Below are 16,416 nucleotides of genomic sequence, written 5' to 3' on the forward strand. Positions count from 1 at the left end.
CTGTTCAGGCGCCAAATTATTCCCTCAAGGCGCCTGAATAGTTGCTTCAGCCGCCAAATTATGTACCCCAGGCGCCCGATTGCCCTATAAACTCCAACCAAACACACTCCGAAGCGCATTAAACTCCCTGAAACCCACACATTCAGGCCCAAAAAGGGAAAAAGAATAACTTATTTGCGAATTTTTACTTGGCTGTCCTAAAAAAGTCGTCGTTTTATACGTCTTTTGGGACACCCTTTTTTTATTTTTTCAGGAACATTGACAAAGACAGTGTATATACATATGATATAAGCAAATGTTGCGCTTGGGAAACAAATAAGAGTGGAGGAAAAATAAATGGATGGGACTAAATGTGGAAATTTGTTTGATGGCAAAAAAGGCGACTTCATTCGAATCACCTCCATGGAGATCGAAGGTGTGATGAGAAGAAGGCTGCTGGATCTTGGTTTTGTGCCGGGTGCCGTTGTGGAGGTTATAAGAAAAAGCCCCCTGGGAGATCCCATTGCTTTTCGGGTGAGCCAGACGACGATTGCTTTAAGGAAAGAAGAGAGCACAAGAATACAGGGGGAGCTGATACAGCATGACTGATACATTTCGTGTAGCCTTAGCCGGCAATCCGAACACTGGTAAAAGCACCTTATTTAACGCTTTAACAGGACTGAAGCAGCATACCGGCAATTGGGCAGGCAAGACGGTTTCGCTTGCTGAAGGTACCTTCAGGCATAAAGATAAGCAGTACAGGTTTATCGATCTGCCGGGCACTTATTCCATTTTTTCAAATTCAGCTGATGAAGAAGTGGCCAGAAATTATATCATTTTTGAAAAACCTCACATTACACTTGTTGTCGTTGATGCTACCTCTCTTGAACGGAACCTGAACCTCGCTCTTCAAATCCTGGAGATGACAAAGAATGTGGTCATCTGCATTAATCTGATCGATGAGGCAGATAAGAGAGGCATCAAGATCAATGAACGTTTAATGGCGAGGCGCCTCGGGGTTCCTGTTATTAAACTATCCGCAAGAAACAGGGCTGGATTTCCTTTATTGCTTGATACGATTGATCGGATTGTATCCGGAAAGATCACGTGTGAACCTGCACAAGTCAAATATGATGGTGAAATTGAAGCCGGGATTGCTTCTTTGGAGCCTTTCGTAAAAGAAGTTGTGGATGACCGTATTTCATCCCGATGGGTAGCATTGCGTTTGCTGGACGGAGATGAATCCCTGCTGAACGAGCTGAATGAAAGATTAAAAGCGAAGGAGGAAACAGTATGCAATCAGAGCTAGCTGGCCATTCAGGTGATTTAAACCAGTTGTACCAAAGAGCAAAAGAGATGTCGTCACCTAACCTTCGCGACAAGATCGTACAAAATCTGTATCAGGAGAGCAAGCAGTTATGTGAAGATAGTGTTTCCTATGGAAAGACAAAACGTGATAAGCATACGGAGAAGCTTGATGCTATCTTCACGTCGCCGATCTGGGGTTTTCCCATCATGATCGTTATGCTGGGTATCGTGTTCTATCTGACGATTGCCGGAGCCAATATTCCATCTGACATGATTGCCAGTTTTTTTGGATGGCTGGAGAATTACATCACCTCACTTTTTCAGTTCATGAATGCTCCAGACTGGCTGCACGGACTGCTGGTTTTAGGACTGTACCGGGGAACGACCTGGGTGATCAGCGTGATGCTTCCTCCGATGGCGATCTTCTTCCCGACGTTTGCACTCTTGGAGAACTACGGATATCTCCCAAGAGTAGCGTTTAACATGGACCGAGTGTTTAAAAAAGTCGGGGCGCACGGAAAGCAGTCCTTAACGATGGCGATGGGATTCGGCTGTAATGCGGCCGCCATGCTGTCTTCAAGGATTATCGAGTCGCCAAGAGAGCGGATGCTCGCGATCTTAACCAACAACTTTGTTCCGTGTAATGGAAGATGGGGAACGCTGATTGTCCTGGCCTCGCTGTTTATGGCGGCCGGCTATACAGGCGGCGCAAAGTCGCTTGTGACGACAGCGGTCATTGTTGGAATCGTTCTTTTTGGAATTCTCGTGACCTTTCTGGTTTCCTGGGTTCTTTCCAAAACCGCTCTAAAAGGGGTTCCAACTCACTATACATTGGAGCTTCCGCCTTACCGTAGGCCTAAGTTCTGGGAAACAGTGATCCGTTCTTCACTTCAGCGCTCTTTATCCGTATTGATGAGAGCGGTGAAAGTGGCGGCACCGGCTGGAATTTTGACGTGGGTCCTGGCCAACGTGAATGCTGGGGATCAGAGTATTTTAATGCATGTTGTCAATTTTTTAGATCCGTTCGGGCAAATGCTAGGACTTGATGGTTACATCCTAATGGCATTTCTTGTAGGGCTACCTGCAAATGAGATTGTCTTGCCGATTTTGATTATGGGCTATCTCTCTACAGGAGCCATGACAGAAGTTGATAATCTCGGTGATTTAAAACAGATTTTTGTTAGCCATGGGTGGACGTGGCTGACAGCGTTGAATATGATGCTGTTTTCACTGCTTCATTTCCCGTGCGGTACGACACTGGTTAACATTTATAAAGAAACAAAGAGTGCCAAATGGACCTTCCTGTCATTTATTATTCCTACAGCGATCGCTATTCTCGTTACGTTTGCAATTGCTCAAACGGCTAGATGGATAGGATAGCAATAGAGGTCTTTGAACCCCTCATAAAAGGCTAAAGACAGGCATAAGTATAAACCATGAAAAGCTTCTGTATAATCAGAAGCTTTTTTCTATATAACGTGATTGGATGATATGGAAAACGGTGAATTAAAATATAAACGATGAACAGGGATATCGTAGAAAGGATTGTTTTATGAGTGAATACTGGGCTGAGAAGGCATTGGTCAAATTCGAATCTCAGTTTGATCAAAACAACACATACAACATAAAAAACAACAGACGGCTATCAGAAAAATCAAAGGTATGGAAGTATATGGACTTTGCTAAGTTTGTCAGTATGCTATATCAAAAATCCTTGTTCTTTCCAAAACCTTCGCTGTTCGTGGATAATCATGAAGGCAGTTATTCGGCGCTGGATGTTAATAATATTTTGAATGATCCTCTATCCTATTTGACCATACCTGTGGATGAAAGACTATCGAAAGAAGAGAAGCGAAGACAGCTTCACGAATACATCAAGCAGATGCATGATTATGTCGGAGTGAACTGCTGGCACTTGAACGAAGAGGAATCTGCGGCCATGTGGAATCTGTACTTGAAGTCCGATGAAGGCATCGCCATCTGCTCTACTGTGGAGAAATTATACAGCAGCATATCGGATAAGAGGTTTCATACGTATATCGGACAGGTTCAGTACATCAACTTTAATTCTGAAATGGCGAGCCTGAATCCCTATGAAACACTCTTTTACAAACGCCGTTCCTTCAGTCATGAGAACGAGATCCGACTGCTCGCATTTGATAATCCGAATAACCGCATTTTTGACCATAAAGACGGGGCATATGTACAGAGTAATTTGAACACATTAATTGATGAAGTGTATGTATCGCCAACAAGCCCTGAATGGCTGAGGGAGGTGGTACAGTCCGTTCTGGAAAAATACAGGCTTCCGTTTAAACCTGTGATTAAATCGTCGTTATATGAAGGACCATTTTATTGAAATTTCAGCAGCAGCCGTCTAAGGCTGCTTTTCTATATCCATCCTAAAAAGGTTGCACATAACAGGATGCATTGCCATAATATATATATGAGCATATATTCATATATGAAAGGAATTATTGCTATGGGACATTCTCATGATCACCAGCACCACCATCATCACGGCAGCGGAAATAAGGATGCATTAAAGTGGGCTTTCATTATCATTACTCTGTTTATGGTGGTTGAAGTCATCGGTGGAATAATGACCAACAGCCTGGCGCTGTTATCAGATGCAGGGCATATGCTGAGCGATTCAGCGGCACTTGGATTAAGTTTTTTAGCCATGACGTATGGTAAGAGGGCCTCTTCTCATTCTAAAACATTTGGTTACAAACGTTTTGAGATTTTAGCAGCTTTTATTAATGGAATTGCTCTGATTGCGATTGCTATCTATATCTTTTGGGAAGCGTATCATCGTATTTTACAGCCTGTCAGTATTGTCAGCTCTGGCATGCTGATTGTGTCAGTCATCGGTTTTATTGTGAATATCATAGCTGCATTTATTCTGATGAGAGGCGATAAAGACGAAAACATAAATGTAAGAAGTGCTTTTCTGCATGTGCTTGGAGATCTGCTTGGATCTGTAGGTGCGATTATCGCAGCCCTCCTTATTATGTTCTTCGGTTGGGGATGGGCGGATCCGGCAGCAAGTGTTATAGTAGCTGTCCTTGTATTGATAAGTGGCTGGCGGGTAACGAAAGAATCCATCCACATCTTAATGGAAGGGACTCCAGCCAACATCAATATAGATAAGGTTAAACAAACACTATTATCCATTCAGGAAGTAAAAGAGGTGAATGATCTGCATGTCTGGTCAATCACTTCAGATTTTCCGGCCTTCAGCTGCCACCTGGTTACGGATACCGGGATTGATCAACAAGCGTTGTTAATACAAGCAAACAGCCTGCTGCATGATGAATACCATATTGAACACACGACGATACAGATTGATGCAGGCGGCCATCCTTGTAAAAAGGGGGATCACTGTAACTAATCCGAAAGAGCTGAGCTCAGTTAACCTCATGGTTGTGAGCTCGGCTTTTTTAGAGATGCGGCAAGTTTTTGTAAAATCACTTCCTCATTCGCTATAATAAATATCGACGTATCATGTTACATACAAAATTTTCATCCTGAGGAGGAACTATGTTAGCAGATATTTGGCCGCCGATCTCTTTGTCCATCAGTATTGCGGCAACAGCCTGGCTCATCGTGATAATCATCGGGGTTATACTGGGTAAGACTATGGCAGGCAGGCGTTTTAAAGGAAAAGTGATCATTGAAACGATGCTGATGCTGCCGCTCGTACTTCCTCCAACGGTTATTGGATTTTTACTTATTGTTGTGTTTGGGAAGAGGAGTCCGGCCGGACAGCTGATCGAAGCGGTGTTTCATCAGCCGATCATTTTTACATGGTGGGCGGCTGTTCTTGCTTCAAGTGTGGTGGCTTTTCCTCTTATGTATCAATCGGCAAAAACAGGTTTTGAAGGTGTCAATCATGAGATCGAGGATGCAGCCAGGGTAGATGGAGGCGGGAGATGGAAGGTTTTTCTTCTTATTTCTGTTCCTCTTTCAATGACATCCATTATTTCTGGAGCGATCTTAAGCTTTGCAAGGGCGCTTGGCGAGTTCGGAGCAACTTTAATGTTTGCCGGAAATATCCCGGGTGAGACTCAAACGATTCCGACCGCTATCTATCTTGCCATTGATTCAGGGAACATGAGGGAGGCTTGGCTTCTCGTCCTCGCAAGCATCAGTATTTCTTTTGTAATGCTGACAGCAGCCTATCGGATAAAACGTTAAGCAGCAGGTAATGGCCCAGCCGTTGCCTGCTTTTTTGTGCAAAAATGAAACCTTAGAGAGTGTTGTCCGTATATAACGGTAAACACTCATTTCAACAGGAAGGTTGATTGTGATTAAATCGATTTTTTCAAAGATTGGTAAAGGCGGGGTCGCTGTGGATCTGCAGCTTACAGGCTCAACTTATGTGCTTGGATGGACATTAGAAGGCCAGATTGTGGTAAGGGGAGGAGGAGTTCCTCAGATGATCCACTCGCTGTCAGTGAATCTGCTCGTTGAGTATGAAATAAAGGGCCTCCCCTCTACCAAAGTGATGGGCTCTGTTTCGGTAGCTGAACAGTTTGTCATTGATGCAGATGAAGTTATTACTCTTCCATTTATTTACCCATTGCCAGAAGATTTGCCGATCTCTTGCCAGTCTGTTTCTTATTCACTCTGTACGCGTCTCGAGTTGGAGGATGGGACGGATGTATGGGATACGGAAACTGTTACGCTTAAGGGCACGGATGCTTTCCTGCAGATTTTCTATGGACTTGGCGCTCTCGGATTCCGTGAAAGCGCAGAATCGGGAGAGTTCAACGGCTCACTTCAGACGTTTGTTTTTTTCCCGGCTGTACTGAGGAAAGAGGAAATAAAAGAAGTGCATATCCAGGCGGGGAGTGAAAATGGCGGAATCGGAATTTTACTGGAAACCTATTGCCGTGAAGGCGTGATAAATAGGAAAGAACACTTTTTTTTGAATGAAAAACTAAGAAACCGACAAGACGTTGAAGACGAGCTTAAAGCTAAACTGGCGGCTTATATGGCTAAGGCTTGAAACATCTCTTAATATACGGAGCACAAAGAAGGAGGATTTATAAAGATATGTTTTTTCACCCGATGGATTTTTTGATCATCATTGCATTTGCTGTCTCGTTGTGGGCGCAGTTTAAAGTTAAAGGGAATTTTAAGAAATGGTCACAAGTAGAGGCTCATTCCGGGAAAACTGGGGCTGAAATCGCAAGGTCGATCCTGGATGACAACGGGTTGCACAATATCCCGGTTGAAGCGGTCCGCGGGACGCTAACCGACCATTATGACCCTGTTTCGAAAGTGGTGCGCCTCTCAGAACCGGTATATTACGGGGATTCCATCGCATCTGTTTCTGTTGCTGCTCATGAGGTCGGCCACGCCGTTCAGCATAAGCAATCCTATGGTGCATTAGCGCTGCGTCATCGTATGTTTCCATTAGTGAACCTGACCTCGGGAGTGGCGCCATTTTTATTGCTTGGAGGATTTCTGCTTAACCAGTTCTCATTGATCGGTATCGGAATTGTGCTTTTCTCATTCGCTGTCTTCTTTCAGCTCGTTACGCTTCCCGTGGAGTATAATGCCAGCTCACGGGCAAAACGCTATCTTGTGACTGAAGGATTTATCCGCAATGAGGAAGAGCGGGGAGTGAACAAGGTACTGAACGCTGCGGCTCTTACGTATGTGGCCGCTGCATTGATCTCTCTCCTGGAACTTTTGAAATTCATCATGATTTTTTTTCAGGGTGAACGGGAGGAATAACATCAATATTGTAAAAAAGATGTTTCTCTTGATGAGAAACATCTTCTTTGATTTCTACTATACTTAACGGTAAAACATGAATTAATAGACTCCGCCGTAGCCAATTCCTCCTGCACCAAAACCGCCTCCGCCAAATCCGCCTCCGAAGCCCCCAAAGCCTCCGAAGCCGATACACGCGCATCCAACGATGATCAAAAGAATGAACAATACGACAATTAAAGCAAAAGAAGCTCCGCCGCCGCCAAAAAAACTCATAGTTTACACCTCCTCAACTTAGAATATGATGGCTTGACTTAATTGGTTTAGGCAAGCTGTGAAATGTGCCGGTGTCTTTGGAATGATAGTTAACGTATAGGTGAAACAACCATTTTGGTAACCAACCTTGTCTCAGAGAATAAACTGGCTATATACCACACAAGGAGGATCTATACTTGTACGAACACATGAGTAATATTAAGCCAGGCTATCACATGCCGAAAGACAATAAAGCGTACCAGGTAAGCCCAAGCCACAAAGAGCACTGGATGCATCTCTGCAAGCAGTATGCAGGAGCCAACTGTGAGATTGAGATGGCAGACGGTAAGATTTATCATGGAAAGATTCATAGCCATGATAATGACAACATTTATCTCATCATGCCTATGCAGCACAGAGACGAAGCATCTGAACGCTTCTTCCCTGGTTTTGGCTTCGGAGGCTTCCCTGGTTTTGGTTTCGGAGGTTTTGGTTTCAACCCGTTTTTCGTAGGACCTTTTTTCCCGGGCTTCGGTTTGTTCGGTTTTCCTTTCTTCGGATTTAGAGGTTTTAGACGTTTCTGGTGGTAATTAATGTGTCAGTTTGTTCGTAAGTATAAAAGAGAACCACAGACAGCATGTCTGTGGTTCTTTTTTTGTTATTTAGACATGAACGCTTCAATGTCTTCTACTGTACGAATAATGTCCTTTGAAAGATTCTCATATCCGTCTTCGGTTACGAGAATGTCGTCCTCAATCCTGATGCCGATTCCTTCATCTTCAATATACAAACCAGGTTCAATCGTAAGGACCATTCCTGGCTCAAGAACACGGTCTTTGTATGAACCGACATCATGAGTGTCGAGTCCGAGGAAATGGCTGACGCCGTGGTAATAATAATTAGACAGCTCGGCTTTTTCTTTAAATAAGCCGATTCTTATGCATTCTTCTGCGAGAACGGCTTTCGTGTGTTCATTTAATTCTGCGAACTTTAGGCCTGGTTTAATAAGGGCTGTTGTTTCTTTCAATGCTTTAAGAACAATGTTATAGATTTCCTTCTGACGGGAAGTGAATTTTCCATCAGCAGGGAACGTGAAGCTGATATCAGCATTGTAATAGTCTTTTTGAGCACCAAGATCCAGTAATATGAGATCACCATCATTGATCTTAGAATCATTGTCTTCATAATGCAGAACAGTAGCGTTTTTTCCGCTTGCCAAGATGGTATGGAAGGCAAAATCCTTAACGCCTGATGATTTGAGGATAAAGTCAAAGTGCGCTTCGAGCTGGTTTTCCAACATACCGGCTTTTGCATGTTTTAGTACGTTATAGATGCCTTCTTTCGTAATGTTGATGGCTTCCTTAATCTTTTGAACTTCCTCTTCGGTTTTGAACACTCTTAATTCTGTAATGAGAGGATACGCATTTTGAATCGCAAGATGAGGATAATGCTCCTGTAAATGCTTTGCGAAGGAGAAAGCCTTGGTTTGTGCTTCAGACCATTCTCTGCGCTCCAAATCTAAGTATACATTCTTTACGGATTCTGCAAAAAATGTTCTTGCCATGGACGTTTCAAAGCTTTCCAGATATGAAATGCTTTTTATCCCGGAAAGATTCTGAGCTTCTTCTTTTGTCAGTGACGCGCCAATCCATTTTTCCATCACAGGATCTGCTTTCTCGATGAAAAGCGTCTCTTCCACGGAAGTCTCCGTCTTTTTCATGACGAGGATGATGTTTTGACGGTTAATCCCCGTTAAATAATAAAAGTTGCGGTTCGGAGTAAAGGGATATCGTTCATCGGCAGATTTATAAGGGGCCTGGCCGGCAAAAATAATAGCTGTTGATTCAGCAGGGAGCTGATCTGTTAGTTTTTTTCTGTTTTCAATAAAAAATGATGCTTCCATGGGATCCTCCTCAGTAGTTTTAAAATTAAACTGACTATGTGGTTTATTTTCATTGTATTTTTAATGGAATTTTTCGTCAATCAAATACGAGTGTAAATTTTAAATATTTAGTGATCCAAATCAAGAACGGAAACGTTAGCTAGATGAAAACAAAGTATTTAGGATGAAAGGATGAAAACGATGGCACGAATATTTGTTAGAACTTTGGGTATTATTTTTATCGTAATAGGAATTGTTGGTTTCATTTTACCGATGGAGGGACTCTTTCATCTGACGCCGGTCCACAATATTGTTCATTTAGCTTCAGGAATTGTGGCAATCATTATGAGCGGTACAGAAGCGAAGGCTAAATTGTATGCGAAAGTGTTCGGATTTGTGTATCTGCTTGTTGCAATCTTAGGTTTATTCACACATAAATTTGCGGGAATCCATTATCTTGCGGCAGACAACGTGCTGCATTTCATCATTGCTTTTGCCTCAATCTTTACGGGATTTGCTTCACCAACATCCAAATCAGCAAACAAGACAGTTTCAAATTAAAGCTCATGGAAAAAAGGGGTATGTCAGCTGACATATCCTTTTTTTTACGAGGAAAAAGGGAGCGGCGTGCCGAAATGAATAGGGAGGCAAAGGGGGAAGTATATGTCATTTTCGAGTGGGATTGACCATCAGCTGTACACGATGTGCATGATACAAAACGGCGATCAATGTTTGTTGATCAATCGGCCAGACAAGAAAGGTTTTCCGGGTTATATTGCCCCTGGGGGAAAAGTGGATTTTCCGGAAAGTCTGGTTGACGGTGCGATACGTGAAGTGAAGGAGGAAACGGGTCTTACCGTACGAAATCTTACGTTTAAAGGGTTGGATGAATATGTGAATCCCTCTGAGAACTTAAGGTACATGGTATTTAATTATTTGGCGACAGAATTTGAAGGGGAACTTCTGAACAATCCTCCTGAGGGGGAGGCGATATGGATTTCACTGGATGAGCTGGAGCATTTGCCGATGCAGCCATGGTTCAGAAGGCGGCTGCCCTACTTTTTCAAGCCAGGAACCTTTGAAATTCAAAGCTGCTGGGATGGTTCAACTGATAAAGAAAGAAAAGTGACCGTAAAGAGTACATAAGGAGTATAGAGATGAATACAGGACTAAAACAGCAATTACGAGAATCCTATGATAAAGAATCGAAGAGCAGAAACGGACAGGAGACGCAAACATGGAAGGTTGAAGAGAGACGAATATTTGCTGACCTGCTCTTGCGTGATAACAAAAAAAGCCTTTTGGACCTTGGTGCCGGGCCGGGGCGTGACAGTCTATTTTTTCATCAAGAAGGATTGTCCACCCTGTCTCTTGATTTATCACCTGAGATGGTTGGATTATGCCGGGAAAAAGGACTTGCTGCAGAAGTAATGAGTTTTGACAGTTTAGTATTTGCAGATGAGTCGTTTGATGCTGCATGGGCATTGAATTCTCTTTTGCACGTACCAAAAAGCGAGATTATAAATGTACTCGAAGGAATAAAGCGAGTGTTAAGGGCAGGCGGACTCTTCTTTATGGGAGTGTATGGCGGCGTTGATTCTGAAGGGGTATGGGAAGGCGATTCCTATGATCCGAAGCGATTTTTTTCCTTCTTTACGAATGAAGACATTCAAGAGACGGTGTCTTCTGTTTTTCACATTGAAAGGTTCCATGTGGTTCCCCTTGAAGTGATTGGCGGTTCTTTTAGCTTTCAGTCATTGATTTTACGAAAATAAATAAACAAAAGACAGCGGCCATTTACGGCAACTGTCTTTTGTTTATACGGCGCTTTTAGCATACGTTTCAAGTTTGCGATAGCTTGCTTCTTCTAGTGTAAATTCTTCTTCTTGTTCAAAGACAAATTCTTCTGGAGAGTTGAAGTCAAATTCAACCGTTCCAGAAAAGACATAGGTTGCGTTTCCTTTAAGCAGTACAGAATAGCCGCTGCTTTCTTTCAGTTCATTCACTTTGCAGCGCACCATACCGCCGTTGTTTAACACTGTAATATCTTTTTCGGGATGATTGATGCCTAGCCGGCACGTAATCAGGCTTGCTGCGGACATCGCTGTTCCGCATGAGTTAGTGATTCCCACACCGCGTTCATACGTTTGGACAAAGATTTTTGAATCACCCAAATCTTTGACGAAACTGACATTCACGCCCTTGGGAAACACACTTTTTAATTCATTCGCTTTTTTCCCGATCTCAGCTACTTGATCTTGATCAATATCATCGACAAGTGTAATGATATGCGGATTCGGCATACTTACTGCAGTGAAGGCTATTTCTGGAGACAATTCAGGAATCACCGTATTTTCAAGTGTTTCTTGGTCATGGATTAAGGGCAAGGTGTGAACATCAAACGAGACAGGTCCGATCAGAACTTCAAAGGTTTGAATATCGCCGTAAATATTTTCAGTTCTTTGTACATCGAGGTTTGCTTTTAGCGTTTCGACGATGGCATGATCTCTTCCTAATAACTCAGTAATGTATCTTCCTGCACAGCGGAGCCCGTTGCCGCACATTTCCGGCTCGGTGCCATCTGAATTGAAAATCCGGTATTTAGCATCCGCTTTCTCGCTTTTTTGGATAAACAAAATGCCGTCCGCCCCAATAGAGCCTTTGCGGTCACAGAGGACTTTCGTCAAAACGGTACGCTTTTCATCATCGAGTCCGTAATCATTGCTGTATTCATCAATTAAAATAAAGTCATTGCAGGAGCCATGTGTTTTTAAAACGTCAATTTTCAATGGTCTTCGTCCTTTCGTTCCGCCGAATTTCTTATTAGTATCATAACAAGAAACATAAAAAAATGTTAACATCAAATAATAGAAATTACAGAGCATTAAGCTTCATGATCAAGATTAGGCGTGGTATATATAATAGTGTAAGCTAAATAAGGGAGGGAATAAAATGAAAGAGATTCAAACTTTAGAAGAATTTAATGAAGTCATTTCAGCGGATAAAGAAACCATTATGATTTTTACAGCGGGCTGGTGTCCGGACTGCCGCAGACTGGAAGTATTCATTGGAGATATTATCGAAGAACACAACGACAAAGCCTGGTATGAGATCGACCGGGATAAGTTTCCGGAACTTGCTGAAAAGTACGAAGTCATGGGAATCCCAAGCTTGCTTTTGTTTAAAAATGGGGAGAAACTCGCCCATCTTCACAGTGCCAATGCAAAAACACCAGAAAACGTTCGTGCTTATCTGGAGAGCCTTCCAGTATAAAGGAATAATAAAAGCCGCCTCATAAATTGTGAGGCGGCTTTTCTCTGTACATCCGTGACATCACATTGCATACCAACTACATCAAATTACGGTACCATTAATATTACGAATAGGCATGAGAGGATGAAACACGCCTAAGCCGCCACGCTTCCTGTCACGATTAATCTTGTGATAAATTAGGAAACATAACTAAGTACTTTAACACGAAGGGATTGTGGAGAATGAACGAAACGATAAAAAATATTCTTTCTCACCGGTCGATCCGCCGGTTTAAAGATGAACCGATTCCGCAAGAAACCATTGAAACGCTTGTCCAATGTGCTCAGTCTGCTTCCACTTCCAGCTATCAGCAAGTATATTCCATCATAGGAGTGGAGGAACAGAGTTTAAAGGATAAGCTTGCTGAATTGGCAGGCAATCAAAGCTATGTGGCCCAGAACGGCTACTTCTTCGTCTTTTGCCTTGATTATCACCGCCATAAGCTTATGGCTGAAATGACAGGCGGAAATGTTGATGCGACCGTACAATCCAAGGAAGGATTCATGGTAGGGATGATCGATGTTGCTCTTGCCTCACAGAACCTTGCTATAGCTGCAGAATCGCTCGGCTTAGGCATCGTCTATATCGGGGGTATTAGAAACAATCTTCCGGAAGTCTCCGAGCTGCTTCGCTGCCCTGACCATGTAGTGCCGCTGTTCGGCATGGCTGTCGGCTTTCCTGATGCCTCCCCTGGTTTAAAACCGCGCTTGCCTCAAGAAGCCGTCTTCCACAAAAATCAGTACAAGGATGATGAAAAAGCGCTACCGGTCTTAAAGGAATTCGAGATGAAAACGGCAGAGTACTATAAAGAGCGCACAGGCGGAGCCCGGGATGAAGGGTGGGCCACTCAAATGGCGAGAGTAATGGCGCAGCCAAAGCGGACCTATATGAAAGAATTTATTGAGTCGAAAGGGCTTGATAAACAATAGCAAGAAAAAGTTCTGAGATATGATGTTTGAAATGAAAATAAAACAACGTTATACTGGAATCATGCTTTACAATTAAATATGTTTCCTTCGGGGTCGGGTGAAATTCCCAACCGGCGGTGATGAGGATTTGTCCTCTTAGTCCGTGACCCGGCTGTGCAGTGTGCATAGACGGTGGATCTGGTGAAACTCCAGAGCCGACAGTATAGTCTGGATGGGAGAAGGAATGAAGAACGCTTATTTGGCATTGTTTAAAAATACAATCCTTGAAAGCTTATTTCGTCATAACTGTTTATTGATGCTACGAGTTTATTCAGAACAATAAATAGGAACCCCTGGGAGAATTGTGTCTTCCGGGGGTTTTTTGTTTCTGATGCTTAATCATCAAGTTCAGCCCATTCCTTAAATTAAGATATTTCAATAATAAACGACAGGGGGTGAATGAATGTTTACAGGAATCATAGAAGAATTAGGAACCATTGAAGGTATAAAAAAAGGCAATGAAACAATTGTACTCACCATTTCAGCTGCAAAAGTTCTCGTTGATGTACAGCTCGGGGACAGCATTTCTGTAAACGGAGTTTGTCTCACGGTCACAACCTTTTCTGAAAAGAGCTTCACTGTTGATGTGATGCCGGAAACGTACAGAAGTACAGGGCTAAAAGGATTGTCATTCCATTCCAAAGTCAACTTGGAGCGGGCCATGGCGTCCGGCGGAAGGTTTGGAGGACACTTTGTCAGCGGACATATCGACGGAACGGGAGAGATTGTCCAGAAGCGGCCAGAAAAAAATGCCATCTATTATGACATTAAAGTACCGCAGCACCTTGCGAAATACCTTTTGCTGAAAGGTTCAGTTGCTGTAGATGGAACGAGCCTGACGATCTTTGGACTGACAGATGATACGTTTACGATCTCCTTGATCCCCCATACGGTCTCACATACCGTACTGGGTGCAAAAGCAAAGGGAGATTCGGTAAACATCGAGTGCGACATGCTTGGAAAATATGTTGAAAAATTTATGTCCGGTAAGACTCAGCCGGAGAACAAGAAAACAGCCATCACGATGGACTATTTAACGGAGCACGGATTCTAGAGGCAAAGGAGGGTTTTACATGTTTCACAGTATAGAAGAGGCCGTACAGGATTTAGTTATGGGAAAACCAGTAATTGTGGTAGATGATGAGGATAGAGAGAATGAAGGTGACTTTGTTGCCATTGCAGAAAAAGTCACACCCGAAACCGTAAACTTTATGGCCAAGCATGGAAGAGGGCTGATCTGTGCGCCTATCGATGAGCAGCTTGCTGCTAAGCTTGAGCTCTCTCCAATGGTCAGCCATAACACAGACCCTCATGGAACAGCCTTTACGATCAGTATTGATCATAAAAGTACCACAACCGGCATTTCTGCACTTGAGCGGGCAGTTACCATTCAAAAGATGGTGGAGGAAGAGTCGAAGGGAGCTGATTTTAAACGCCCGGGACATATCTTTCCCCTGATCGCAAAAAAAGGCGGCGTCCTTCAGCGTGCGGGCCATACGGAAGCTGCTGTAGACCTGGCGATTCTGGCTGGTTGCAAACCGGCGGGGATGATCTGCGAGATCATGAATGAGGATGGAAGCATGGCAAGGGTGCCTGAACTGCAGGAAATCGCCCGAGAACATGACTTGAAGTTCATCACCATCAAGGATTTAATCCAATATAGAAACCAGAAGGAAAAGCTGGTGGCTAAAGAAGTTGAGATTAAGCTTCCGACGGAATACGGAGAGTTTACGGCAATCGGTTTTACCAACCTAATCGATGATAAAGAACATGTGGCCCTCGTTAAGGGTACCATTGACCCAGATCAGCCAGTGCTTGTGAGGGTTCACTCGGAATGTTTAACAGGGGATGTATTTGGTTCCCGCCGCTGTGACTGCGGACCTCAGCTTCACGCAGCGCTCCGCCAGATCCAGGAAGCTGATTCTGGTGTGCTTTTGTACATGAGGCAGGAGGGCAGAGGGATTGGACTTCTTAATAAAATGAAGGCCTACAAGCTCCAGGAAGAGGGCTACGATACGGTAGAAGCCAATGAAAAGCTTGGATTCGCACCAGATCTCAGAAATTATGGTATCGGAGCACAAATCTTGAAAGAGCTCGGTATAAAGAAGATGCGCCTGCTGACGAATAATCCGCGAAAGATTACAGGATTAAAAGGCTATGACCTTGAAGTGGTGGAGCGCATAGCGATTCAAACGCCGTCAAATAAGGATAACGAAAATTATTTAAAAACAAAACAAACAAAACTAGGGCACTTGCTGCAGTTTTAATCAGAGGAGGAATTTTAATAATGGCAACGATTTATGAAGGGAATTTAGTTGGATCAGGATTAAAGGTTGGAATTGTAGTAGGCCGGTTTAATGAATTTATTACTGGAAAACTGTTAAGCGGGGCGCAGGATGCTTTAAAACGCCACGGTGTAGAAGAAGAGAACGTCGACATCGCTTGGGTGCCTGGAGCTTTTGAAATTCCATTGATCGCAAAGAAAATGGCAGACGCGGGCAAATATGATGCCGTTATCACCCTTGGAACAGTCATCCGCGGCTCTACACCTCATTTTGACTATGTCTGCAACGAAGCGGCAAAAGGCGTTTCCGCTGCTTCTCTTCAGTCTGGTGTACCTGTCATTTTTGGAGTCCTGACAACAGATTCCATTGAGCAGGCGATAGAGCGTGCTGGTACAAAAGCCGGAAACAAAGGATGGGAAGCAGCTGCTGCAGCCATCGAAATGGCTAATTTGAACCGACAATTTAATTTTTAATGATTAACCAGGAAAAAAATCCGCAGACCGCGGATTTTTTTCTTTTTTGGGAAGATGGGAGTAGAGAAAATACAGTGTTTTTCATATTGACATTATAGTTAGAATAGTGTTAATATTAGCAAAGTCAAAAACAATACCAAATTTTTGAAGGGATGGTTGGTCATGAAAAAGTCAGTGAAAATCGATGATGTTCGTCATATCGCTGTTTCTCAATTTCATAGGGCGGC

20 protein-coding genes and 1 riboswitch are annotated in these 16,416 nt (G+C 43.3%); of the genes, 17 read left to right on the forward strand and 3 right to left on the reverse strand.

What is annotated here, in order from left to right; all coding sequences use genetic code 11:
* Positions 1-336: 336 nt before the first annotated feature.
* The 8 genes from P4361_RS07695 to P4361_RS07730 all read left to right on the forward strand — a co-directional run bounded on the left by P4361_RS07695 (position 337) and on the right by P4361_RS07730 (position 7,035).
* The gene (locus P4361_RS07695; protein WP_053355601.1) at positions 337-588 is read left to right on the forward strand and encodes a FeoA family protein; all 252 of its coding nucleotides are present in this window, start codon (positions 337-339) and stop codon (positions 586-588) included.
* Positions 581-1,288: a FeoB small GTPase domain-containing protein gene (locus P4361_RS07700; RefSeq protein ID WP_328088877.1), complete on the forward strand. Its 708-nt coding sequence runs from the start codon at positions 581-583 to the stop codon at positions 1,286-1,288. The genes P4361_RS07695 and P4361_RS07700 overlap by 8 nt, the downstream gene beginning before the upstream one ends.
* Positions 1,273-2,667 (forward strand): nucleoside recognition domain-containing protein, encoded by a 1,395-nt coding sequence (locus P4361_RS07705; RefSeq protein WP_053355599.1) that lies wholly within the window; start codon positions 1,273-1,275, stop codon positions 2,665-2,667. The genes P4361_RS07700 and P4361_RS07705 overlap by 16 nt, the downstream gene beginning before the upstream one ends.
* 172 nt (positions 2,668-2,839) lie before the next feature.
* Positions 2,840-3,646, forward strand: a complete 807-nt coding sequence (locus P4361_RS07710) for a DUF2971 domain-containing protein (RefSeq protein WP_062236766.1) — start codon at positions 2,840-2,842, stop codon at positions 3,644-3,646.
* Between the two features lie 123 nt (positions 3,647-3,769).
* Positions 3,770-4,681 (forward strand): cation diffusion facilitator family transporter, encoded by a 912-nt coding sequence (locus tag P4361_RS07715; RefSeq protein WP_062236763.1) that lies wholly within the window; start codon positions 3,770-3,772, stop codon positions 4,679-4,681.
* 149 nt (positions 4,682-4,830) lie between these two features.
* Positions 4,831-5,487, forward strand: a complete 657-nt coding sequence (gene modB, locus P4361_RS07720; RefSeq protein WP_328088878.1) for a molybdate ABC transporter permease subunit — start codon at positions 4,831-4,833, stop codon at positions 5,485-5,487.
* Between the two features lie 109 nt (positions 5,488-5,596).
* Positions 5,597-6,301: a sporulation protein gene (locus tag P4361_RS07725; protein WP_328088879.1), complete on the forward strand. Its 705-nt coding sequence runs from the start codon at positions 5,597-5,599 to the stop codon at positions 6,299-6,301.
* 47 nt (positions 6,302-6,348) lie between these two features.
* Positions 6,349-7,035 carry a zinc metallopeptidase gene (locus tag P4361_RS07730; protein WP_328088881.1) on the forward strand — a complete coding sequence of 229 codons (687 nt, stop codon included), beginning with the start codon at positions 6,349-6,351 and terminating at the stop codon, positions 7,033-7,035.
* A gap of 81 nt (positions 7,036-7,116) precedes the next feature.
* Here the strand turns inward: P4361_RS07730 and P4361_RS07735 are convergent, their stop codons facing one another.
* A complete protein-coding gene (locus P4361_RS07735; protein WP_248251591.1) occupies positions 7,117-7,290 on the reverse strand; it encodes a YjcZ family sporulation protein in 174 nt (57 codons plus the stop codon).
* 176 nt (positions 7,291-7,466) lie between these two features.
* On the opposite strand from P4361_RS07735, the gene P4361_RS07740 reads away from it, so the two are divergent.
* Positions 7,467-7,859: a hypothetical protein gene (locus tag P4361_RS07740; protein WP_256226701.1), complete on the forward strand. Its 393-nt coding sequence runs from the start codon at positions 7,467-7,469 to the stop codon at positions 7,857-7,859.
* A 68-nt stretch (positions 7,860-7,927) separates the two neighbouring features.
* Here P4361_RS07740 and P4361_RS07745 read toward each other — a convergent pair whose 3' ends face one another.
* Positions 7,928-9,172, reverse strand: coding sequence for an aminopeptidase P family protein (locus tag P4361_RS07745; RefSeq protein ID WP_328088883.1), 1,245 nt, complete (start codon positions 9,170-9,172; stop codon positions 7,928-7,930).
* Positions 9,173-9,352: 180 nt separating this feature from the next.
* Between P4361_RS07745 and P4361_RS07750 the strand changes: the two genes are divergently transcribed.
* The 3 genes from P4361_RS07750 (at position 9,353) to P4361_RS07760 (ending at position 10,926) form a co-directional block, all read left to right on the forward strand.
* A complete protein-coding gene (locus tag P4361_RS07750) occupies positions 9,353-9,712 on the forward strand; it encodes a DUF4383 domain-containing protein (RefSeq protein WP_328088884.1) in 360 nt (119 codons plus the stop codon).
* Positions 9,713-9,814: 102 nt separating this feature from the next.
* Positions 9,815-10,297, forward strand: a complete 483-nt coding sequence (locus P4361_RS07755) for an 8-oxo-dGTP diphosphatase (protein ID WP_328088885.1) — start codon at positions 9,815-9,817, stop codon at positions 10,295-10,297.
* Between the two features lie 11 nt (positions 10,298-10,308).
* On the forward strand, positions 10,309-10,926 hold the full coding sequence (locus P4361_RS07760; RefSeq protein ID WP_328088888.1) for a class I SAM-dependent methyltransferase: 618 nt from the start codon (positions 10,309-10,311) through the stop codon (positions 10,924-10,926).
* A 42-nt stretch (positions 10,927-10,968) separates the two neighbouring features.
* Here P4361_RS07760 and dapF read toward each other — a convergent pair whose 3' ends face one another.
* Entirely contained in the window at positions 10,969-11,940 is a 972-nt protein-coding gene (gene dapF / locus P4361_RS07765) for a diaminopimelate epimerase (RefSeq protein ID WP_328088890.1), read from the reverse strand.
* 163 nt (positions 11,941-12,103) lie between these two features.
* Between dapF and P4361_RS07770 the strand changes: the two genes are divergently transcribed.
* The 5 genes from P4361_RS07770 to ribH all read left to right on the forward strand — a co-directional run bounded on the left by P4361_RS07770 (position 12,104) and on the right by ribH (position 16,189).
* Positions 12,104-12,424, forward strand: coding sequence for a thioredoxin family protein (locus P4361_RS07770; RefSeq protein ID WP_062236743.1), 321 nt, complete (start codon positions 12,104-12,106; stop codon positions 12,422-12,424).
* Between the two features lie 221 nt (positions 12,425-12,645).
* A complete protein-coding gene (gene nfsA / locus P4361_RS07775; protein ID WP_091006976.1) occupies positions 12,646-13,392 on the forward strand; it encodes an oxygen-insensitive NADPH nitroreductase in 747 nt (248 codons plus the stop codon).
* Positions 13,393-13,471: 79 nt separating this feature from the next.
* Positions 13,472-13,619: riboswitch (FMN riboswitch) on the forward strand.
* 215 nt (positions 13,620-13,834) lie between these two features.
* Entirely contained in the window at positions 13,835-14,485 is a 651-nt protein-coding gene (ribE, locus tag P4361_RS07780) for a riboflavin synthase (protein ID WP_053355585.1), read from the forward strand.
* 19 nt (positions 14,486-14,504) lie between these two features.
* On the forward strand, positions 14,505-15,698 hold the full coding sequence (locus P4361_RS07785) for a bifunctional 3,4-dihydroxy-2-butanone-4-phosphate synthase/GTP cyclohydrolase II (protein WP_328088896.1): 1,194 nt from the start codon (positions 14,505-14,507) through the stop codon (positions 15,696-15,698).
* Positions 15,699-15,718: 20 nt separating this feature from the next.
* On the forward strand, positions 15,719-16,189 hold the full coding sequence (ribH, locus tag P4361_RS07790; protein ID WP_053355583.1) for a 6,7-dimethyl-8-ribityllumazine synthase: 471 nt from the start codon (positions 15,719-15,721) through the stop codon (positions 16,187-16,189).
* Positions 16,190-16,416: the final 227 nt, after the last annotated feature.

It is taken from the genome of Fictibacillus sp. B-59209 (assembly GCF_036216745.1).
Classification (GTDB): Bacteria; Bacillota; Bacilli; order Bacillales; family Fictibacillaceae; genus Fictibacillus_C; species Fictibacillus_C marinisediminis.